Origin of the sequence: Streptomyces sp. NPDC096176 (genome assembly GCF_044763255.1) — a bacterium.
Taxonomy (GTDB): domain Bacteria; phylum Actinomycetota; class Actinomycetes; order Streptomycetales; family Streptomycetaceae; genus Streptomyces.
The window spans coordinates 1-20,202 of record NZ_JBIWFV010000013.1; the positions used below are offsets into that span (position 1 = coordinate 1).

The following is a 20,202-nucleotide window of genomic DNA, read 5'->3' on the forward strand; positions in this document are numbered from 1 at the left end:
GGCGCCGAAGGCGCGGCGAACGTCATCTTCCGCCGCCAGATCGCCGACGCCGAGGACCCCGAGGCGATGCGCACGCGCATGGTCAAGGAGTACAAAGCCGAACTCATGCACCCCTACTACGCCGCAGAACGCGGCCTCGTCGACGACGTCATCGACCCGGCCGAAACCCGCGAGGTCCTCATCGCCTCCCTCGCGATGCTGCGCACCAAGCACGCCGACCTGCCGTCCCGCAAACACGGCAACCCCCCGCAGTAACCCTGCGACGACTGGAGCCCACCCATGAGCACTCCGAGTGACTCGTCCTCTCTTCTCCGCGTCGAGAAGGGCAATGCCGACCCCGAGGAGCTGGCGGCCATAACCGCGGTCCTGCTGGCCCGCGCCTCCGCCCAGCCCGACGCCGCCGCCCCGCCGCACCGCGGCCGCACATCGGCCGGCTGGCGGCGCCTGGAACGCCAGCGCGGCTTCCGCCCCTCCCACAGCTGGCAGGGCTGACGCCCTGACCTGGACTGCCCCGCACACCACTTGGTGTGCGGGGCAGTCCTGTGTGCGCCATGTCCTCCCCGCACGCCTGGCGTCGTGGCGCCCTCGCGGGGCGCCGCCCTGAACCTCGCGCCTCAATCGCCGGCGGGGCTGGATGTGGCCGGTCTTGTCGGGGCCCGGCTCCGAGCGCGGCGCTGCAATGGGCGGCGGGGCTGGATGTGGCCGGTCTTGTCGGGGCTCGGCTCCGAGCGCGGCGCCTCAATCGTCGGCGCCCGTCCGGGGCACCTCCCACGGCTGCCGGGCCGCAGGGGGAGTTCGAGGACACCGCGCGGAGCGCGGGGCCGGGTCCGGGCGGAGCCCGGTGTCGGGAAGGGGCGGGGTGGGGTGGGGAACAGCCCCGCGCAGCGGCCCCGCCCGGCCCCCGCGGCCCCGCCCGCCCCCGCGAACCCGCCGGTCCGCAGACTGCCCCCCCGCCCACACGAAACGGTCCCCGAGGCTCCACAGGAGCCTCGGGGACCGTTTCACAGAGCACAGGGCACAGGGACCCGCCCGCGCACGCGCTACCGCAGGCGCGCCATGAGGGCGTGTTCGACGAGGGTGATGAGGGCGCTCTTGGCGTCGGCGCGGTGGCGTGCGTCGGTGGTGATGATGGGTGTGTCGGGGCCGATCTGGAGTGCTTCGCGGACTTCTTCGGGGTTGTAGGGCTGGTGTCCGTCGAAGCCGTTGAGGGCGATGACGAAGGGGAGGCCGGAGTTCTCGAAGTAGTCGACGGCGGGGAAGCAGTCGGCGAGTCGGCGGGTGTCGACGAGGACGACGGCGCCGATGGCGCCGCGGACGAGGTCGTCCCACATGAACCAGAAGCGGTCCTGTCCGGGGGTGCCGAAGAGGTAGAGGATCAGGTCCTGGTCGAGGGTGATGCGGCCGAAGTCCATGGCGACGGTGGTGGTGGTCTTGTCGCCGGTGTGGGTGAGGTCGTCGATGCCCGCGGACGCGGAGGTCATGACGGCTTCGGTACGCAGCGGGTTGATCTCCGAGACGGCGCCGACGAACGTGGTCTTGCCCACGCCGAAGCCGCCCGCCACCACGATCTTCGCGCTGGTGGTTGAGCGGGCAGCACCGCCGCTAGAGCTTGCGAAGTCCACTGAGCACCCTTTCGAGCAGTGTCACGGCTGGCTGGCCGCCGGCGGACTCGTCGCCGCCGGGCTGATGGATGGCGACGAGTCCGGCCTCCGCCAGGTCGGCGACGAGGATCCGGGCAACGCCGAGGGGGATGGTGAGGAGTGCGGAGATCTCGGCGACCGACTTGATCTCGATGCACAGCCGGCAGATCCGCTGGTGCTCGGGCAATTGCCCTTGCAGCCTGGACGGATCGGCCGTCGTACTGACCAGCGCCTCGATGGCGAGCTGGTACCGCGGGCGCGTCCGTCCGCCGGTCATGGCGTACGGCCGCACCAGCGGGTTGTGCGTGCCGGAGCCGGACGACGACGCGGTCGTGGGCTCCGGGGAGCGCCGCGGGGCCACGGGCTGGGCCCGGGGCTGGTACGGCTGCCCGTACGAGGGGTCGTACGACGACTGCGGCTGCTGGTAGGGCTGCTGCGCGCCCTGTCTTCCCGGCGTCGAAGGAAAGTTGAACCGGTTGTCTGCGTGCTCACCGTGCGGCGGTTGATGGCCGCCCTCGAAAGGGCGTCCGCCTGGGGGTGTTGCCACGTTTCCTCCTCCGACTGCCTGTCGCCGGTTCCTGTCCCTGTGGAGCCCGCGCCACCGCACCTTAACGGTGCGGTGGCGTGAAACGCACTGTCTGTCTAATGGTCAAGAAGCCAATAACTCAATTGAGCGCTCAGTTGAGCAGGCTTCCCTGGAGCTCCGCACGCAGGTCGGGGGTGAGGACGCTGCCCGCACGGTCGACCAAGAGCGCCATCTCGTAGCCCACGAGGCCGATGTCGGCGTCGGGGTGGGCCAGGACGGCCAGCGAGGAGCCGTCGGAGATGGACATGATGAAGAGGAAGCCGCGCTCCATCTCCACGACCGTCTGGTTGACGGCACCGCCTTCGAAGATCCGGGACGCTCCCGCGGTCAGCGAGGTCAGACCGGAGGCCACGGCCGCCAGCTGATCGGCGCGGTCGCGCGGGAAACCTTCGGACATCGCCAGCAGGAGTCCGTCGGCGGAGACCACCACGGTGTGGGACACCCCTGGGGTGTTGTCCACGAAGTTGGTGATCAACCAGTTCAGATTCTGCGCCGCCTGGCTCATCGGGCTCACACTAACGCTCCTGGTTGTAGGTACTGCCCGGGCCGAGGCCCGGTCCGTTCGTGTCCGTTCCCGCGCTGCGTCCCTGCTGGACGCCGCGCCGCAGGTTGCTCAACCTGCCACGCACGTCCTCAGGGGCGCGGGAGACCTGTGGGCCGCCCTGCGGGGTCTGCTCGGCCGTGCCTTCGATCAGGTTGGCCTTGGGAACCCTGCGGGGGAGACCTGACGAGGTGACCCCGCCGGCCTTCGGGTCGCGGAGCTTCTCCGCCCGCTGCCAGCGCTGGTCGTTCGTCGAACGCCATCCGTCGGGGTCGGAGTCGGAGCCGCCACCGAAGCCGTTGGCGCCGCCCGTGCTGCCCGGGCCGCCGTCCGTGGCCTGTCCGCTCTGCTGGGCGGACGGAGCCTGTTCGGCGGGCCGCTGCCACTGCTCCTGCGCCTGCGTCTGCTGCTGCGCCGGCGGCTGCTGGCTGCTGCCGCGCCGGGGAAGCCCGGCATCGGTCAGCGCGTGGCTGCTGCTCGAAGAGGGAGACGGTCCCGGACGATCGAAGCCTACGCGCTCCGGAGCATTCGCGGGAGCGCCCTGCGAAGATTCCGCTTCGGGCCGGTAGTCCCGCTCGTACGCGCTCTGGTGACCGTTCTGATCGGCCCACTCCGCCTGGTGGGACTGGGCGTCGTACTGGCCGTCGTACTGCTGCTCGGAGCTCTGCGGGGCCTGGTATGTGGCTTCCGCATATGCGTCCTGGTACTGGTCCTGGTGCTCGGGGTAGCCCCCGTTCGCCTGGAAGCCCTCCTGGTAGCTGCCCTGGTACTCGTCGTACGCCGGCTGCTGATCCTGCGCGTAGCCCTGCGCGGCGTACTCCTGGCCGTACTCGGAGCCGTACTCCTGCTGCTGCTCCTGCTCCTGCCCGTACGACACCTCGTCGCGGTACAGGGGCCGCTCGCCGCCCTGTGCCTGGGCCTCCAGGGCCGCACGGCGCTCCTCGCGCATCAGGGAGCGGCCCACGGGGTCCAGCTGGGCTGTGGAGCCGTCGGAGGGCTGCTCGTAGCGGGAGTCGTCGAAGCCGAGTTCCGCCGCGGTCCGCATCGGGGCGGACTCGAAGGCGGGCTGCTCGAAGGCGCGCTGCTCCGGGATGATCTGCGAGACCGTGAAGTCGTCCTCGGGCAGCGCCTCGCCACCGCCACCGTGGGTGATGGCGTCGGGGAGCATGACCAGCGAGGTGGTGCCGGCCTGCTCTCCGGAGGGGCGCAGCTGGACGCGGATGCCGTGCCGGTCGGCGAGGCGGCCGACCACGAAGAGGCCCATGCGCTGGGAGACGGCGGCGTCCACGGTCGGCGGGTTGGCCAGCTTGTGGTTGATGTCCGCGAAGTCCTCGGCGGTGAGGCCGATGCCCTTGTCGTGGATCTCGACCATCACGCGGCCGTCGGGCAGCCGGGTCGCGGTGACGCGGACCTTGGTCTGCGGGGAGGAGAACGTGGTGGCGTTCTCCAGGAGCTCGGCCAGCAGGTGCACGAGGTCGGTCACGGCCTGGCCGTGGATCTCCGTCTCCGGGACACCGGTGAGCTCGATGCGTTCGTAGGACTCCACCTCGGACGAGGCGGCGCGCAGCACGTCGACGAGCGGCACCGGCTGGTTCCAGCGGCGGCCGGGCTCCTCGCCGGCGAGGACGAGGAGGTTCTCGCCGTTGCGGCGCATACGGGTCGCCAGGTGGTCCAGGCGGAAGAGGTTCTCCAACTGGTCCGGGTCGGCCTCGTTGTTCTCCAGGTCGGTGATGAGGGTCAGCTGGCCCTCGATCAGCGACTGGTTGCGGCGCGACAGGTTGGTGAAGATCGCGTTGACGTTGCCGCGGAGCATGGCCTGCTCGGCGGCGAGCCGGACGGCCTCACGGTGGACCTGGTCGAAGGCGCGGGCGACCTCGCCGATCTCGTCCTGGGTGTCGATCGGGATCGGCTGGACACGGGTGTCGACCCGGCCGGGCTCGGTGCGGGACAGCTGGTCGACGAGCATCGGCAGACGCTGCTCGGCGATACCGAAGGCGGCGGTGCGCAGCTGGCGCATCGAGCGGCTCATCTGGCGCGCCATGAGGCCGGCCAGGATGAAGGCCGTCAGCAGGGCGATGACGACGATGAGGCCGTTGATGATGGCGTCGGACTTGGCGTCGTCGGAGATCGCCGAGGCCTCTTGCACGGCTCGGTCGACGAGGTCCTTCTCGATCTCGGTGTAACCGTCGAACTTGGCGGTCGAGGCACCCATCCACGTCTGGGGCGTGACGTCCTGCCCGCGCAGCTTCTCGGGGGTCGCGTTGGAGCCGATCGCGGCGGCCATGCCGGTGAAGACGGAGCCGTCCGGGCCCTTGGGCGGGTTCAGGCCCGCGGCAGCGAGCCGCTTGCCGCCCTCGGCGGCCTTGCCGGCCATGACTTCCTTGAGCCGCGCGGTGTCGGCCTCCGTACCGCCGGAGACGTACTCGCCGATCGCGATCTGCTCGAGGTAGTTGTACGAGTTGAAGGCGACCTTCTGCTGGGCGAGGACGCTCGGGTCCTTGCTCGGCCGCACCAGGAGGTGCATACCGATCGAGCGCTGCAGCGAGGCGGCGGCCTTGGCGAGCTGGACGGCGTACACGGTACGGCCGTAGCTGGTGACGTTGCCGGTGCCGAGGCCGAGCTCGTTGGAGAACTCCATCAGCACGTGCTGGATCTTGACGTAGCCCTCTTCGGTCTTCACCGGGTCGAGCGCCTTGGTGTAGGAGAGCTCGCGCAGCTTCGCGAGCCCCGGCTCCTCCTGCCGGAAGAGGGTGAGGCGGCGATCCAGGCCCTGCCCGTCGGGCATCTCCTTGACGGCCTCGTCGAACTTGGCCTTGGCCGCGTCCGTCGTCTCGTACGCCTCGGTGACGACGGCCGCCTTGCGGGCGTCCTCGCTCGTCGCCAGGAGAAGGGGCTGTGCGGTGAGGTCACGCTCGTTGAGCAGTGCCTGTCCGTACTCGGAGGCGGCGCGCACGATCAGCGCCGTCTTCTCCGCGTCCTGCGCCTCGCTCCAGGTGTCGATCGACTGCTTGACCTGGAACCCGCCCATCACCAGACCGACGAGCACGGGTATGAGGAGAATCGCGTTCAGGCGGGTGGGCACCCGCCAGTTGCGCGGGGACAGCCGGCTGGAGCTGCCGCCGGTGCCACTGCCTGATCCGCCGCCGGCCGGGGAAGGGCCGGAAGCTCCCGACGCATCCGCAGGCGACGCCGCTGTGCGCGACGGCGGGGTGAAGTTGCCCCGCGCCTGCTGCTCTGCGGAGCTCGTCATGCTTCGCCTCACTCGACCAACAACCTCTCGGCGTCGGCACCTACGCTGTGCCGTGTTTCGTTCAGAGCCGTACTACTCGGCAGTTCGACGAATTCCAGCACGTCGACGGCCCCATTCCAAACAGTCGGAATCGGTGATTCCGGGTGCCGCACGCCTCGTATAAAACGGGCATAAAGAACGAGCTACGGCAAATAGCGGTGCACATGTGAGCGCAGCGGCACCGCCCGTGTGCACCGGGTGTCCGCTGTGCTGGAATTCTCTGTCGAAATGTTATGAACATGGGGGCGGGCCGTGTCAAAAGACACAGCTCGCCCCCGGCGGCAACTACGACAACTGCCGTATTGCACCGTCTACTTGAGGGTTCTACTTAAGGCGCGCCATGAGGGCGTGTTCGACGAGGGTGATGAGGGCGCTCTTGGCGTCGGCGCGGTGGCGTGCGTCGGTGGTGATGATGGGTGTGTCGGGGCCGATCTGGAGTGCTTCGCGGACTTCTTCGGGGTTGTAGGGCTGGTGTCCCTCGAAGCCGTTGAGGGCGATGACGAAGGGGAGGCCGGAGTTCTCGAAGTAGTCGACGGCGGGGAAGCAGTCGGCGAGTCGGCGGGTGTCGACGAGGACGACGGCGCCGATGGCGCCGCGGACGAGGTCGTCCCACATGAACCAGAAGCGGTCCTGTCCGGGGGTGCCGAAGAGGTAGAGGATCAGGTCCTGGTCGAGGGTGATGCGGCCGAAGTCCATGGCGACGGTGGTGGTGGTCTTGCCGCCGGTGTGCGTGAGGTCGTCGATGCCCGCGGACGCGGAGGTCATGACGGCTTCGGTACGCAGCGGGTTGATCTCCGAGACGGCGCCGACGAACGTGGTCTTGCCCACGCCGAAGCCGCCCGCCACCACGATCTTCGCGCTGGTGGTCGATCGTGCAGCACCGCCGCTAGAGCTTGCGAAGTCCACTGAGCACCCTTTCGAGCAGTGTCACATCCGGCGTGCCGCCGGCCTCTCCGTTGCCCGGCTGGTGAATCGCCACCATGCCGGCCTCCGCCAGGTCCGCGACAAGAATCCGCGCGACACCCAGCGGCATCGACAGCAGCGCCGACACCTCGGCGACCGACTTGACCTCCCGGCACAGGTGGCAGATCCGCTGGTGCTCGGGGAGCAGGCCGGCGAGCAGTGCCGGATCGGCCGTGGTGCTCACCAGCGCCTCTATGGCGAGCTGGTACCGCGGGCGCGTCCGTCCGCCGGTCATGGCGTACGGCCGCACCAGCGGCTGGTCGCCCTCGTCCCCGTAGGCGTCGACTGAGGCGCCGTACGGATCGTGAGAGGCGGGGGGCGGGGTCATGAATCCTCCGGGCGTGACAGCAAGTGGTCGGCTGTGCCGTCTGATGGGGCCGGTGGGGGGCCTTTGGCGGCCGTGCTGGTGACGGTGCGGTGGCGGGACTCGAGCCGGGGCGTGGGGTTCGGCTCAGGGCGGAGTCTCAGTGCAGAAGGCTTCCCTGGAGTTCGGCGCGCAGATCCGGGGTCAGGACGCTGCCCGCACGGTCGACCAGGAGCGCCATCTCGTAACCCACGAGGCCGATGTCGCAGTCCGGGTGCGCGAGCACGGCCAGCGAGGAGCCGTCGGAGACGGACATCAGGAACAGGAAACCGCGTTCCATCTCCACGACCGTCTGGCTGACCGGACCGCCTTCGAAGATCCGGGACGCTCCCGCGGTCAGCGAGGTCAGACCGGAGGCCACGGCCGCCAGCTGATCGGCGCGGTCGCGCGGGAAACCTTCGGACATCGCCAGCAGAAGACCGTCGGCGGAGACCACCACCGTGTGCGACACCCCTGGGGTGTTGTCCACGAAGTTGGTGATCAACCAGTTCAGATTCTGCGCCGCCTGGCTCATCGGACTCAACTATCGCTCCTGCTGGTGAGAGGGGCCGAGGTTGAAGCTTCCGGTCGTCGAGCTGTTCTGCTGACGGCCTTGCTGGATACCTCGGCGGAGATTGGTCAGTCGGCCGCGCACGTCGTCGGGCGCGCGCGAAACCTGCGGACCGGCCTGGTGGCTCTGCTCCTGCGCGGTACCCGGCACCAGGTTGGCGCGCGGGACACGACGGGGCAGACCGGAGGTGGTGACGCCGCCGGCCGCGGGCTTCCTGACCCGCTCGGCCTGACGCACCAACTCGTCGTTGGGCGAGGAGCGCCAGGCACCGCTCGCTTGGTGCGCGTTGCCCGGGGTCGCCGGGCTCGGCGCGGGGGAACGCTGCGGCATCGGCTGAGCGGAGCGCTCCGCCGGCGCCTGCGGCTGGTCGGTGGACTGGCCACCGCCCTGTGCACCATGGAACCAGTTGGTCTCCAGGGTGTCGTACAGCGGGGTGCGGCCGTCGCCGGGTCCGGAGGCCGGCGGCAGCGCCTCCGGCTGCTGCGGCGCGGGCAGGCCGGCCTGCGGACGCGGGGGCGCGAAACCGGACTCGTCACGCCGGCGCGGCGGGGGCTGCTGCGGCGCGCCGAGCTCGGGGCGGGCGAACTGCGCGGTGGACGCGGGGTCCTGAGCAGTCGGCCGGCCGTACTGGCCGTTGTTGCCGGACGGGTTGGCCGCGTGGGAAGCGTTGGACGCCCCGTACACGTCGGGCCGCACGAACTGGCCGGTCGCGGACGGGCCCGCCGGGCGCTCGACCTGCGGAGGACCGGCGTTGAAGTCCGGCCGTGCGAACTCGGCCGTCGAACCCGGACCACGAGTGGGGTTGTGGTCCTCGTGTCCGCGCGGCACGTCCGCGGAGGGACGCTGCGGCGGCTGCTCGCTGCCCCAGCTGGTGGTCTGCGGGCGCTGCGGACGCGGCGGAACCGGCTCGTCACGCCTGGGCGCGGGGGCGCCGCCCGGCAGCTCCGCGCGCGGGCCACCGGGAGCCGGCAACTGCCGGCCGCGGTCGGCAGCGCCGGGCGCAGCCTTCGGAAAACCGTTCTGGGGAGCCTCGTTGCGGGGCGGAGCGCTGTGCGCGCCGCGGCCGGGGGCGCCGTAAGCGCCGCCCTGACGCGAGGCGTCCGGCGCCGCACCGCTCTGGGCGTGCCGGCCCTGGGCCTGCGGGTTCTGGGCGTACTGCCCCTGGCTCTGCTGGCCCTGGGCGGGATGCCCCGAGCCGTCGCGGCCGGGCAGCGCGGCTCGCGGCGCCGAAGCGGCACCGACCTGACCGCGCGGCGCACCAGCGCCTGGCCGCCCACCGGCGGGAGCGCCCATGCCGGAGGCCGTGGGGGAGGGGGCGCCGCCGAGCGGGCCGCCCTTTCCGCCGCCCAGGCCCGGACGGCCGCCGGGACGCCCGGCGAGACCGGCCGGAGCGCCGCCGGGGCCCGCGGGAACGGCACCCTGGCCGCTCGCACCGGGCTTGGAAGGAGCCTTCTTGCCGCCGTGGGCGACGTCGACGGGCAGCATGACGAGCGCCGTCGTACCACCGGAGTCGGAGGGACGCAGCTGGATACGGATGCCGTGTCGCAGGGACAGACGGCCGACCACGAACAGACCCATACGGCGGGAGACAGAGACGTCCACGGTGGGCGGAGACGCCAGCCGCTCGTTGATCGCGGCGAGGTCCTCGGGGGAGAGGCCGATGCCGGTGTCGTGGATCTCGACCAGGACCCGTCCGTCGGGCAGCGCGTGACCGGTGACGCGGACCTTGGTCTGCGGCGAGGAGAACGAGGTCGCGTTCTCCAGCAGCTCTGCGAGCAGGTGCACGAGGTCGTTGACGACGCGGCCCGCGACCTCGGTCGCCGGGACGGAGGCGAGCTCGATGCGCTCGTACTGCTCCACCTCGGAGGCGGCGGCGCGCAGCACGTCGACCAGCGGGACCGGGCGGGTCCAGCGGCGACCGGGCTCCTCGCCCGCGAGGACGAGGAGGTTCTCGCCATTACGGCGCATACGGGTCGCGAGGTGGTCGAGCTTGAAGAGCGAGGACAGCTGGTCCGGGTCGGCCTCGCGGGACTCCAGCTCGGAGATGAGCGAGAGCTGGCGCTGGATAAGACCCTGGCTCCGGCGCGAGAGGTTGGTGAACATCGCGTTGACGTTGCCCCGCAGCAGGGCCTGCTCGGCGGCGAGGCGGACTGCCTCGCGGTGCACGTCGTCGAAGGCCGCGGCCACCTTGCCGATCTCGTCGCGCGAGTGGACACCGACGGACTCGACGGAGGTGTCGACGTCCTGCGGGTCGGACTCGGAGAGCTGCTTGACGAGCTCGGGCAGACGGTCCTGGGCGACCTTCGTCGCGGTGTCCTGCAGCCGGCGCAGCGAGCGGATCATGGAGCGGGCCACGACGAATGCACCGACGAGGGACACACCGAGCACGATGAGGATCAGGGCACCGTTGATGATCGCGTCGCGCTGGGAGGCCTCGCGCAGCTCGCGGGCCTCGCCCTCCATCTGGCCGAGCAGCGTCTGCTCGATGGTCTTCATCGCGTTGATGCGGACCGAGTAGTCGTCGGTCCAGTCGAGGTGGGACCGGGTCGGCTTCAGCTGCTTGAGGCCGTCCTTGTTCTCCAGCACGCGCTTCGCGTACTGCTCGGCGGCCGTGATCGTCGGGTTCTCGTTGTTGAGCGTGGCCGTCAGTTCCTCGGCGTCACCGCCGGTGGATTCGTAGATCGACCGGAAGCTGTTGAGCTCGGACTCGCCGTTCTCGAGCGCCGCCTGGCCGTAGAGACGGTCGTTCTCGGTGAGGCCGGGAGTCTTGGCGTCGGCACCGCCGGGCAGGGCCGCGGCGATGATGGCGCGCTGAATGGACGCGTACTCCTTGGCGGAGGAGAAGGCCGCCAGGGCGCGGGTCCGCTTGATCATCTCCGGGTTGCTGGTCGCCTGCGCCATGTCCTGGGAGAGGCTCAGCAGCGACTCGATCAGACGGCTGTAGCTCTCGACCGTCTGGGAGTTCGGGACCTTCTGGTCGTACGCCGAGTCCCGGATGTTGCTCAGGTTGTTGACCTGGACGGCGATCTGGTTCGCGTTGCCCCGGATGCTCTCCAGGGCGCGGTCCTCGTCGTTGTTCGGGATCGAGCGGGTGGCCTCGAGGAAGGCCTTCTTGGCGCGGTCGGTCTGGGTGCGGGGACCGGAGACCTTGAAGTCGGTGTCGGCGGCGCCGTTGGCCAGCGGGCCGGCGGACAGGTCCCGCTCCTGCTGGAGCGCGTGCGCCAGCTCGGTCGCTTCCGTCGTCATCTTGGTGAGCAGCTGCATGTGGTCCAGCTGCTTCATGTCGTCCATGGACTCGTTGATGCGGAGTCCGCCCAGTGTGGTCGCCGCGACGACCGGCAGGGTGAGCAGGGACACCAGGCGAGTGCTGATGCGCCAGTTGCGCAGCGCTATTCGCGACCCGGTGTCGGTGGCGCCTTTGGGCTTCGGCGGAACACTCGCCGCGTCGCCCGGAGGAGTCTTCGCGCCGGCCGTCCTGGCGCCGGACGACTTCGCGCCGGACGCCTTGCCGCCGTGACGCAAGCGCTCACCGCCGTCACCCGGCGTCGCCGGTCCCTGGTTGTGGGTGTGCTGGGTCGAGGAGCCGCGGTCGATCCCGCCGCGCGGCTCCTGTTCCGCCGCAGTTTCCCCGCGGCCCTGGCGGGCCGGGGGAGAACCCGAGCCATCCCTCTTGAAACGTCCCTGCACTAGCGTCGCAACCTCTGGACCAGGCGTCCCTCCGCTTGCACGGCGGGACGGTGTCGGCGTCGTGGGGCATCGATCGCGCCCCATGGTGGTCGTGAGTGACCGGCGCTGCTCCCCCTTCTCCGCCGCAACTCGGCGCTGCGTTGCGCCCTTGCGCGCCGGCCTGAAACCCGCGGCGGTTCGTGGAATTCCAGCACAGTGCCGGATCTCCAACAAGGGCCACGTACCGGCCTGTGACCTTGATGACACGGTGTAAGCGTTGCGTCACAAGTCGTAGAAGCGGTTCTCGGTCAAACCGGACGTTACGTCACGAGTCACTTAGGGGTGGGGGGTGTCCCAGTCGCGATGATCAGGAGCGGAATGAGGCCTTCCGTGGCCTAATGTCCACTTCTGGTTCTGTGGTCCAGGGTCCGAATTGCCGGAATAGTCGCTCATCTCGTGAGCAAACTCACACGCTGATCGTTGAGTCTTCCTGTCTCTCGGTGGGAATTCGATGTTTAGCCTGACGCTTTACAAGGATGGGTAGTCCGTCAACCGCGCTCCCCGGAGCGCCCGCACAGCGACAAGGTCAGACACCACACATGAAGACGACGATGTTCCGCAACATAGCCAACCCCCGGCGCACCACCCTCGCCCACCTCAAGGACGCGGACGACCTGCAGATGCCGGAGCAGCCGGAGCACTCGCTCGATCTTCCCACCCAGACGGCCAACCCCCGTCGCACGGTCCTCATGGACGCGCCTGCTTCTTCTTGAGGCTCGGCTCACCTTCGGGGAGCTGTGTGCGGGCGTCGACGGACGATGTGCGAGCGTCGACGGTCGATCGTGCTCGATCCCTCGTTCCTCTGGACCTCCGCGCGTTCTCCCCTTCGACCCTCGCGCACCCCGTCGGCTCACTCACCGACCGGGCGGCCCGGTGGTACGCGCGGTCATGAGTGCGGACCGGTCGACCCGATGTCAATGCGCACGAAGGGTGCCCCTCGGCCGCGTTAGCCTGGAGCGTCAGTCTCCGGCCAGCGATCAAGTAGTGAGGGGCGACAGCATCCCGTGCGCATCGCCAGGTTCTCCATCGACGGCAATGTCGCCTTCGGCGCGGTCGAGGAAGGGCCCGACGGCCTCCTCCTCGACATCATCAAGGGCATTCCGTACGCCGACTTCGAGCTCTCCGGCACCAAGGTCCCGCTGAGCAAGGTCCGCCTGCTGCCGCCCGTGCTCCCGAACAAGGTCGTGGCCATCGGCCGCAACTACGCGGAGCACGCGGCGGAGCTCGGCAACGAGGTCCCCGACGTACCCGTCGCCTTCTTCAAGCCCACCACTTCGGTGATCGGCTCCGGCGACGCCATCGAGTACCCGTCGTTCTCGAACGAACTGCACCACGAGGCCGAGCTCGCCGTCGTCATCGGCCGCATGTGCCGCGAGGTCCCGCGCGAACGCGTCAAGGACGTCATCTTCGGCTACACCTGCGCCAACGACGTCACCGCACGTGACGCGCAGAAGCGCGAGAAGCAGTGGGCCCGGGCCAAGGGCTTCGACACGTCCTGCCCGCTCGGCCCCTGGGTGGAGACCGACCTCGACCCGGCCGACGTGACGATCCAGTGCACGGTCAACGGCGAACAGCGCCAGCTGGGTCGTACCAGCGAGATGGTCCGCTCCGTCGAGGACCTGATCGTGCACATCACCGAGGCCATGACGCTGCTCCCGGGCGACGTCGTCCTCACGGGCACCCCCGCGGGGGTCGGCCCGCTCAACGTCGGCGACGAGGTCGCCGTCACCATCGAAGGCATCGGCACTCTCACCAACAAGGTGATCAAGCGTGGCTAACGCGAACGTCCGCGTACGTTTCTGTCCGTCCCCGACCGGCAACCCCCATGTGGGGCTGGTCCGCACCGCCCTGTTCAACTGGGCCTACGCCCGGCACAACGGCGGCACCATGGTCTTCCGTATCGAGGACACCGACGCGGCCCGCGACTCCGAGGAGTCGTACAACCAGCTGCTCGACTCGATGCGCTGGCTCGGCCTCGACTGGGACGAGGGCCCGGAAGTGGGCGGCCCGCACGGTCCCTACCGGCAGTCCCAGCGGATGGACATCTACAAGGACGTCGCCGAGAAGCTGCTCGCCGCCGGCCACGCCTACCACTGCTACTGCACGGCCCTCGAGCTCGAGGCCCGCCGCGACGCCGCCCGCGCCGCCGGCAAGCCCTCCGGTTACGACGGCAAGTGCCGCACGCTGACCGCCGAGCAGAAGGCCGCGTACGACGCGGAGGGCCGTGAGTCGATCGTCCGCTTCAAGATGCCCGAGGAGCCGATCACCTTCACCGACCTCGTACGCGGTGAGCTGACCTTCACCCCGGACAACGTCCCGGACTACGGCATCGTGCGCGCCAACGGCGCCCCGCTGTACACACTCGTCAACCCCGTCGACGACGCGCTGATGGAGATCACGCACGTCCTGCGCGGGGAGGACCTGCTCTCCTCCACTCCGCGCCAGATCGCGCTCTACAAGGCGCTGATCGAGCTCGGTATCGCCAAGGGGACCCCCTCCTTCGGCCACCTCCCGTACGTCATGGGCGAGGGCAACAAGAAGCTCTCCAAGCGCGACCCGCAGGCCTCCCTCAACCTCTACAGGGAGCGTGGCTTCCTGCCCGAGGGGCTGCTCAACTACCTCTCGCTGCTCGGCTGGTCCTTCTCCGCCGACCAGGACATCTTCACCATCCCCGAGATGGTGGCGAAGTTCGATCTCGCGGACGTCAATGCCAATCCGGCCCGCTTCGATCTGAAGAAGGCCGAGTCGATCAACGCGGACCACATCCGCATGCTCGACGTGAAGGTGTTCACGGCGGCCTGCGAGCCCTGGCTGAAGGCCCCGCACGCCAACTGGGCGCCGGAGAAGTTCGACCAGGCCGCGTGGGAGGCCATCGCCCCGCACGCCCAGACCCGGCTGACGGTCCTCTCCGACATCACCGCCAACGTCGACTTCCTCTTCCTGGACGAGCCCGTCCAGGACGAGGTGTCGTGGAACAAGGCGATGAAGGGCGACCCGGTGGCCCTGCTCACCACCGTCCGCGCCAAGCTCGAGGCCGCGGACTGGACCAGCCCCGAGTCCCTCAAGGAGGCCGTCCTGGCCGCCGGCGAGGAGCACGGCCTCAAGCTGGGCAAGGCCCAGGCCCCGGTCCGCGTCGCGGTCACGGGCCGCACGGTGGGCCTGCCGCTCTTCGAGTCGCTGGAGATCCTGGGCAAGGAGAAGACGCTTTCCCGCATCGACGCGGCGCTGGCGAAGTTGGCGGCCTAAGCTCGGCGGCATGCCGATTCGCGCGGTCCTCTGGGACATCGACGACACGATCTTCGACTACGCGAGCGCCGACCGTATCGGCATGAGCAAGCATCTCGAGAACGAGGGCCTGCCCGACGGCTACGACACCGTCGAGCAGGCCCTCGTCGCGTGGCGGACGATCACGGACGTCCACTGGGCCCGGTTCGCCGACGGGCTGACCGACTTCCAGGGGCAGCGGCGCGACCGGGTCCGGGAGTTCCTCGGGGCGCCGCTGCCCGACGACGAGGCCGACGACTGGTACGGCCGGCATGTCACCCACTACGAGGCCGCCTGGTCGCTCTTCCCCGACACCGTGCCCGTTCTGGACCTGCTCGCCCATGACTATCGTCACGGGATCCTGTCGAACTCGAGCATCCGCAACCAGGACCGCAAGCTGCGCAGGCTTGGTGTGCGGGACCGTTTCGAGGCCGTCGTGTGCGCCGTCGAGCTGGGTATCTCCAAGCCCGAGGCCGGCGCGTTCCTGGCGGCCTGCGAGGCCCTGGAACTGGCTCCTTACGAAGTGGCCTACGTGGGCGACCAGCCCGACATCGACGCTCGCGGCGCCGTCGAGGCCGGCCTCCGCGGCATCTGGCTCGATCGCCAAGGGCTCGGAGGGCGCCCGGAGCTGATCCGGATCACCGGTCTCGACGAGCTTCCTGCGCTGCTGGGCTCCGATACCCGTTTTGGAGCGCCGTCCACCTTCGGGTAATGTTCTTCCTGCGCCAAGGAGAGCGGGCCGAAAGCCCGGGAGCCGGAAGCGCAGACCGAACAAGACCCCCTGTCGGGGGTTGAGTTTTGGTGGCCTATGGTGTAATTGGCAGCACGACTGATTCTGGTTCAGTTAGTCTAGGTTCGAGTCCTGGTAGGCCAGCTCGCAGAGCTTATCTGCAAAGCCCCCGTTGTGTAGCGGCCTAGCACGCTGCCCTCTCAAGGCAGTAGCGCCGGTTCGAATCCGGTCGGGGGTACAGATCCTTCCCGCGAGGTCATCAGGGTCGCACCCGCTGACGTCGATGCAGGATCGCTAGGGCCCCCGTTGTGTAGCGGCCTAGCACGCCGCCCTCTCAAGGCGGTAGCGCCGGTTCGAATCCGGTCGGGGGTACTGGTCTAAACCACCATGGGCTATGGTGTAATTGGCAGCACGAGTGATTCTGGTTCATTTAGTCTAGGTTCGAGTCCTGGTAGCCCAGCGCGTCGCAGGATGCATGCCCCCGTTGTGTAGCGGCCTAGCACGCCGCCCTCTCAAGGCGGTAGCGCCGGTTCGAATCCGGTCGGGGGTACAGAGTCCGAAGGGGCCTTCCGAGCAATCGGGAGGCCCCTTCGGCGTTCCGGGACCGCTACTCGATGCCGTACCGGCGCGCGGTCTCCACCTCGAGGGCGAGGCGACGCAGGCTGAGCAGCAGCGGCTCGTACAGCACCTGCGACGCCACTGCCGTCTCCACCTGCGCGGTGCCCTCCGGAAGCTCCTCCAGCTGGTCCATCTCGTACACCGCGATCTGTTCCATCTGGCGTGCGTACAGCAGGAGTTCGGGTATGGGGACGACATAGCCGAGCCGGTTCAGCGTCGCGATCGACGTCACGAGTGACCGGTAGACGGGGGAGAGTTCGCCGATCTCGCGGGCGCTGTCCCACCCCAGCTCCGTCAGCAGTCGTTCCACTTCGCGCTTGGCGTCCGACGCGGCCGGATCGTCGGCGGGGGTCTCCGGCAGTTGGGGCAGTGCCCACGTGGCCGCTCCCAGTCGCATGGTGAGCCCGAGCGAGTCGTCGTCGACGTGGGCGAGTACCTCGCGGGCGGTGGCCACGGGGATCCCGCCGACCTGGATCATGGCCCGCACGAGGCGCAGCCGGCGCAGATGGTTCTCGTCGTACTCGGACTGGGTGGCGGTGACGCGCCGGCCCGGCGGCAGCAGCCGCTCGCGCAAGTAGTACTTGATCGTGGCGGTGGAGACCCCGCTCAGTTCGCTCAGTTCCGAGAGCCGCATCCCCTTGCACCCTTCATTGGAGAGTGCGACTATCCAATCATGGGTAGTGCCACTATCCAAAACGTCTTGGGGGGGCATCATGCGCAGCAGGACACTGCCCGGCCGCACCACGGCCGCGGCATCGGGCGATGTCGTCGTCTTTCTCATCGGCGTCCGGATCAACCACCTGTGGGCGGTGCACCGTTGGCTGCCGGTGGTCTTCGCGATGCCGATGATGCTGAGGGAGCTGAGCGCCGACCGCTCGCTGGGGCTCCTTCACCACATCGTGCTGACCGGCTCACCGCGGACTTTCTACGTCGTCCAGTACTGGGAGTCGAAGGAGAAGCTGCTCGCCTACGCGGCCGCTCCCGACAGAAAGCACCGTCCGTGGTGGGGCCGGGTCAACCGGCTGGCCCGTAAGAGCAAGCTCCACGTGGGCATCTGGCACGAGACGTATGTCGTGCCCGACGGGTCGTACGAGGCGTTCTACGGCGACATGCCGCCCTACGGCCTCGGCAGGGCCTACGGCACGGCCTCGCTGCGCCGCGGTGTCCAGGCGCAGGACCGGCTCCGGGTCTGACGCGCCGGCTCCGGTCCGAGCGGACGCGACGAGGCCCCCGCCGGCCGGAGGCGGCGGAGGCCGGGGCGGAAGAGGCTCAGACGGTCAGCGGTACCGGGTGGATCTCGTCCGCAGGGTGGCCCGAGCGCTCGTGGATGCGCTGCACGGCGTCCGCGGAGGGTGCTTCGGAGAGGCAGTAGACGGTGCCCGTGTCCGGGTCCGCCCACGCCTGCTTGAAGTGCACGCCTTCCTCGCTCTCGATCGCCGCATCCGCGCGGTGCGCTTCCATCAGCTGCTCGCTCGTAATGCCCTTCATTCCACGGTGTACGTCCATGAACTCGGTCATCGCTGCTGCACCTCCGTCGCTTGCAGGTACTTCCATGCTGCACCCGGCCGCCGGGCGGGGACACCTCCGGCCGGCCCCTGCGGCGTTGAAGGGGCCGGCCGGATGTGGACGTGGAGGGCGACGGATCAGCCGCTGCGCCGCAGGGCCTCGCTGAGGCGTCCGGCGGCGTCGATGACCGCCTGTGCGTGCATACGGCCCGGGTGGCGGGTCAGGCGCTCGATCGGTCCGGAGACCGAGACGGCCGCGACCACGCGGTTGGAGGGGCCACGTACGGGGGCCGAGACCGAGGCCACGCCCGGCTCGCGCTCACCGATCGACTGGGCCCAGCCCCGGCGCCGTACGCCGGACAGGGCCGTCGCCGTGAAGCGCGCCCCCTGGAGGCCGCGGTGCAAGCGCTCCGGCTCCTCCCAGGCCATCAGGATCTGGGCCGAGGAGCCGGCCTTCATGGTGAGCGTGGAGCCGACCGGCACGGTGTCCCGAAGTCCGGACAGCCGCTCTGCCGCCGCCACACAGATGCGCATGTCTCCCTGCCGGCGGTAGAGCTGCGCGCTCTCGCCGGTCACGTCGCGCAGATGCGTGAGCACGGGGCCGGCCGTGGCCAGCAACCGGTCCTCGCCCGCCGCGGCGGCGAGCTCCGCCAGTCGCGGGCCGAGGATGAACCGGCCTTGCATGTCCCGCGCCACCATACGGTGGTGTTCCAGTGCCACGGCGAGGCGATGTGCCGTAGGTCGTGCGAGTCCAGTGGCCGCGACCAGCCCCGCGAGGGTGGCCGGACCGGACTCCAGGGCGCTCAAGACGAGGGCCGCCTTGTCGAGAACGCCGACGCCGCTAGAGTTGTCCATGCAACGATACTCGCGTCTCACTCTGTGAAACGCAAGTTCAATTTTCTCCGGAACTTGCCACGCTGTAGGTGCGGCCCGCGGACCAACGGGCACTGCACAAGATCTCTAGATGTGTCGGCAGCACAGCCGGCCGGAGGGAAAGCGATGGGTAGGACACTCGCGGAGAAGGTCTGGGACGACCATGTCGTCCGGCGCGCCGAGGGCGAGCCCGATCTCCTCTTCATCGATCTGCATCTGCTGCACGAGGTGACCAGCCCCCAGGCCTTCGACGGTCTGCGGCTCAGCGGCCGCCAGGTCCGGCGCCTCGACCTCACCATCGCGACCGAGGACCACAACACCCCGACCCTCGACATCGACAAGCCCATCGCCGACCCTGTCTCCCGTGCACAGCTGGAGACCCTGCGCAAGAACTGCGCGGAGTTCGGCGTGCGGCTGCACCCGCTGGGCGACGTCGAACAGGGCGTCGTCCACGTCGTGGGCCCCCAGCTGGGTCTGACCCAGCCCGGCACCACCGTGGTCTGCGGCGACTCGCACACCTCCACCCACGGCGCCTTCGGCGCGCTGGCCTTCGGCATCGGCACCTCGCAGGTGGAGCACGTGCTGGCCACCCAGACGCTGCCCATGGCCCGCCCCAAGACCATGGCCATCACAGTCGACGGCGAACTGCCCGAGGACGTCACCGCCAAGGACCTGATCCTCGCGATCATCGCGAAGATCGGCACCGGCGGCGGCCAGGGCTACGTCCTCGAGTACCGCGGCTCCGCCATCGAGAAACTGTCGATGGAAGCCCGGATGACCATCTGCAACATGTCGATCGAGGCCGGCGCCCGCGCGGGCATGATCGCCCCGGACCGGACCACCTTCGACTACCTGCAGGGTCGCGACCACGCCCCCAAGGGCGCCGAGTGGGACGCGGCGGTCGAGTACTGGCAGACGCTGCGCACCGACGACGACGCGGTCTTCGACGCCGAGGTCTTCATCGACGCCGCCGGACTCGCCCCGTTCGTCACCTGGGGCACCAACCCCGGTCAGGGCGCGCCGCTGTCGGCCGACGTCCCCGACCCGGCTTCGTACGAGGACGCTTCGGAGCGCCTGGCCGCCGAAAACGCCCTGAAGTACATGGGGTTGACCGCCGGACAGCCGCTGCGCGACATCAAGGTCGACACCGTCTTCGTAGGCTCCTGCACCAACGGCCGCATCGAGGACCTGCGCAACGCCGCCTCCATCCTGGACGGCCGCAAAGTCGCCGACGGCGTAAGGATGCTGGTCGTGCCCGGCTCGGTGCGGGTCGCTCTGCAGGCCGTGGACGAGGGCCTGGACAAGGTCTTCAAGGAGGCCGGCGCCGAATGGCGGCACGCGGGCTGTTCGATGTGTCTCGGCATGAACCCCGACCAACTGGCTCCCGGGGAGCGTTCCGCGTCCACCTCGAACCGCAACTTCGAGGGCAGGCAGGGCAAGGGCGGCCGTACGCACCTCGTCTCGCCCCAGGTCGCCGCCGCCACCGCGGTGCTGGGCCACCTGGCCTCGCCCGCGGACCTGTCCGAAACCCCTGCGCCCGCCGGAGTCTGAAC

19 protein-coding genes and 5 tRNA genes are annotated in these 20,202 nt (G+C 69.6%); 13 read left to right on the forward strand and 11 right to left on the reverse strand.

What is annotated here, in order from left to right:
- On the forward strand, window positions 1-255 hold a 255-nt coding region (locus ACIQ7Q_RS28980), incomplete at its 5' end, for a carboxyl transferase domain-containing protein (RefSeq protein ID WP_403868341.1).
- A gap of 24 nt (window positions 256-279) precedes the next feature.
- Window positions 280-492, forward strand: a complete 213-nt coding sequence (locus ACIQ7Q_RS28985) for an acyl-CoA carboxylase subunit epsilon (protein ID WP_403868344.1) — start codon at window positions 280-282, stop codon at window positions 490-492.
- A gap of 548 nt (window positions 493-1,040) precedes the next feature.
- Here the strand turns inward: ACIQ7Q_RS28985 and ACIQ7Q_RS28990 are convergent.
- The 8 genes from ACIQ7Q_RS28990 to ACIQ7Q_RS29025 form a co-directional block, all read right to left on the reverse strand.
- Window positions 1,041-1,622 (reverse strand): ATP/GTP-binding protein, encoded by a 582-nt coding sequence (locus ACIQ7Q_RS28990; protein ID WP_050791473.1) that lies wholly within the window; start codon window positions 1,620-1,622, stop codon window positions 1,041-1,043.
- A complete protein-coding gene (locus tag ACIQ7Q_RS28995; protein ID WP_403868347.1) occupies window positions 1,603-2,187 on the reverse strand; it encodes a DUF742 domain-containing protein in 585 nt (194 codons plus the stop codon). The genes ACIQ7Q_RS28990 and ACIQ7Q_RS28995 overlap by 20 nt, the downstream gene beginning before the upstream one ends.
- A gap of 130 nt (window positions 2,188-2,317) precedes the next feature.
- The gene (locus ACIQ7Q_RS29000) at window positions 2,318-2,731 is read right to left on the reverse strand and encodes a roadblock/LC7 domain-containing protein (protein ID WP_006127847.1); all 414 of its coding nucleotides are present in this window, start codon (window positions 2,729-2,731) and stop codon (window positions 2,318-2,320) included.
- 10 nt (window positions 2,732-2,741) lie between these two features.
- Window positions 2,742-6,029, reverse strand: a complete 3,288-nt coding sequence (locus ACIQ7Q_RS29005) for a nitrate- and nitrite sensing domain-containing protein (RefSeq protein WP_403868350.1) — start codon at window positions 6,027-6,029, stop codon at window positions 2,742-2,744.
- A 351-nt stretch (window positions 6,030-6,380) separates the two neighbouring features.
- A complete protein-coding gene (locus ACIQ7Q_RS29010; protein WP_403868353.1) occupies window positions 6,381-6,962 on the reverse strand; it encodes a GTP-binding protein in 582 nt (193 codons plus the stop codon).
- Window positions 6,943-7,347 carry a DUF742 domain-containing protein gene (locus ACIQ7Q_RS29015; RefSeq protein ID WP_356637980.1) on the reverse strand — a complete coding sequence of 135 codons (405 nt, stop codon included), beginning with the start codon at window positions 7,345-7,347 and terminating at the stop codon, window positions 6,943-6,945. The genes ACIQ7Q_RS29010 and ACIQ7Q_RS29015 overlap by 20 nt, the downstream gene beginning before the upstream one ends.
- Before the next feature lie 136 nt (window positions 7,348-7,483).
- On the reverse strand, window positions 7,484-7,897 hold the full coding sequence (locus ACIQ7Q_RS29020) for a roadblock/LC7 domain-containing protein (protein WP_005311457.1): 414 nt from the start codon (window positions 7,895-7,897) through the stop codon (window positions 7,484-7,486).
- Window positions 7,898-7,906: 9 nt separating this feature from the next.
- Window positions 7,907-11,620 (reverse strand): nitrate- and nitrite sensing domain-containing protein, encoded by a 3,714-nt coding sequence (locus tag ACIQ7Q_RS29025; protein WP_403868356.1) that lies wholly within the window; start codon window positions 11,618-11,620, stop codon window positions 7,907-7,909.
- 578 nt (window positions 11,621-12,198) lie between these two features.
- Here ACIQ7Q_RS29025 and ACIQ7Q_RS29030 point away from each other — a divergent pair.
- The 9 genes from ACIQ7Q_RS29030 to ACIQ7Q_RS29070 all read left to right on the forward strand — a co-directional run bounded on the left by ACIQ7Q_RS29030 (window position 12,199) and on the right by ACIQ7Q_RS29070 (window position 16,203).
- Window positions 12,199-12,372 (forward strand): hypothetical protein, encoded by a 174-nt coding sequence (locus tag ACIQ7Q_RS29030; RefSeq protein ID WP_403868359.1) that lies wholly within the window; start codon window positions 12,199-12,201, stop codon window positions 12,370-12,372.
- A gap of 291 nt (window positions 12,373-12,663) precedes the next feature.
- A complete protein-coding gene (locus tag ACIQ7Q_RS29035) occupies window positions 12,664-13,437 on the forward strand; it encodes a fumarylacetoacetate hydrolase family protein (RefSeq protein WP_403868362.1) in 774 nt (257 codons plus the stop codon).
- Window positions 13,430-14,905, forward strand: coding sequence for a glutamate--tRNA ligase (gltX, locus tag ACIQ7Q_RS29040; protein ID WP_403868365.1), 1,476 nt, complete (start codon window positions 13,430-13,432; stop codon window positions 14,903-14,905). Before ACIQ7Q_RS29035 ends, gltX begins: the two co-directional genes overlap by 8 nt.
- A 10-nt stretch (window positions 14,906-14,915) precedes the next feature.
- A complete protein-coding gene (locus ACIQ7Q_RS29045; protein ID WP_403868368.1) occupies window positions 14,916-15,635 on the forward strand; it encodes an HAD family hydrolase in 720 nt (239 codons plus the stop codon).
- Between the two features lie 90 nt (window positions 15,636-15,725).
- Window positions 15,726-15,797 (forward strand) — tRNA-Gln (locus ACIQ7Q_RS29050).
- 21 nt (window positions 15,798-15,818) lie between these two features.
- Window positions 15,819-15,891 (forward strand) — tRNA-Glu (locus ACIQ7Q_RS29055).
- Between the two features lie 61 nt (window positions 15,892-15,952).
- Window positions 15,953-16,025: transfer RNA gene (locus tag ACIQ7Q_RS29060), tRNA-Glu, on the forward strand.
- A gap of 16 nt (window positions 16,026-16,041) precedes the next feature.
- Window positions 16,042-16,113 (forward strand) — tRNA-Gln (locus tag ACIQ7Q_RS29065).
- A 17-nt stretch (window positions 16,114-16,130) separates the two neighbouring features.
- Window positions 16,131-16,203, forward strand: a tRNA-Glu gene (locus tag ACIQ7Q_RS29070).
- A 57-nt stretch (window positions 16,204-16,260) separates the two neighbouring features.
- Here the strand turns inward: ACIQ7Q_RS29070 and ACIQ7Q_RS29075 are convergent.
- Window positions 16,261-16,905, reverse strand: a complete 645-nt coding sequence (locus ACIQ7Q_RS29075; RefSeq protein ID WP_403868371.1) for a MerR family transcriptional regulator — start codon at window positions 16,903-16,905, stop codon at window positions 16,261-16,263.
- A 79-nt stretch (window positions 16,906-16,984) separates the two neighbouring features.
- Here ACIQ7Q_RS29075 and ACIQ7Q_RS29080 point away from each other — a divergent pair, with 79 nt between their 5' ends.
- Window positions 16,985-17,464 carry a DUF4188 domain-containing protein gene (locus tag ACIQ7Q_RS29080; protein WP_403868374.1) on the forward strand — a complete coding sequence of 160 codons (480 nt, stop codon included), beginning with the start codon at window positions 16,985-16,987 and terminating at the stop codon, window positions 17,462-17,464.
- Window positions 17,465-17,540: 76 nt separating this feature from the next.
- On the opposite strand, the gene ACIQ7Q_RS29085 is transcribed toward ACIQ7Q_RS29080, so the two are convergent.
- Entirely contained in the window at window positions 17,541-17,789 is a 249-nt protein-coding gene (locus ACIQ7Q_RS29085; RefSeq protein WP_403868376.1) for an SCO4226 family nickel-binding protein, read from the reverse strand.
- A gap of 125 nt (window positions 17,790-17,914) precedes the next feature.
- Complete coding sequence (gene ndgR / locus ACIQ7Q_RS29090; protein ID WP_058942291.1) at window positions 17,915-18,631, reverse strand: IclR family transcriptional regulator NdgR; 717 nt, start codon at window positions 18,629-18,631, stop codon at window positions 17,915-17,917.
- A gap of 144 nt (window positions 18,632-18,775) precedes the next feature.
- Between ndgR and leuC the strand changes: the two genes are divergently transcribed.
- Entirely contained in the window at window positions 18,776-20,200 is a 1,425-nt protein-coding gene (gene leuC, locus ACIQ7Q_RS29095) for a 3-isopropylmalate dehydratase large subunit (protein WP_403868379.1), read from the forward strand.
- Window positions 20,201-20,202: the final 2 nt, after the last annotated feature.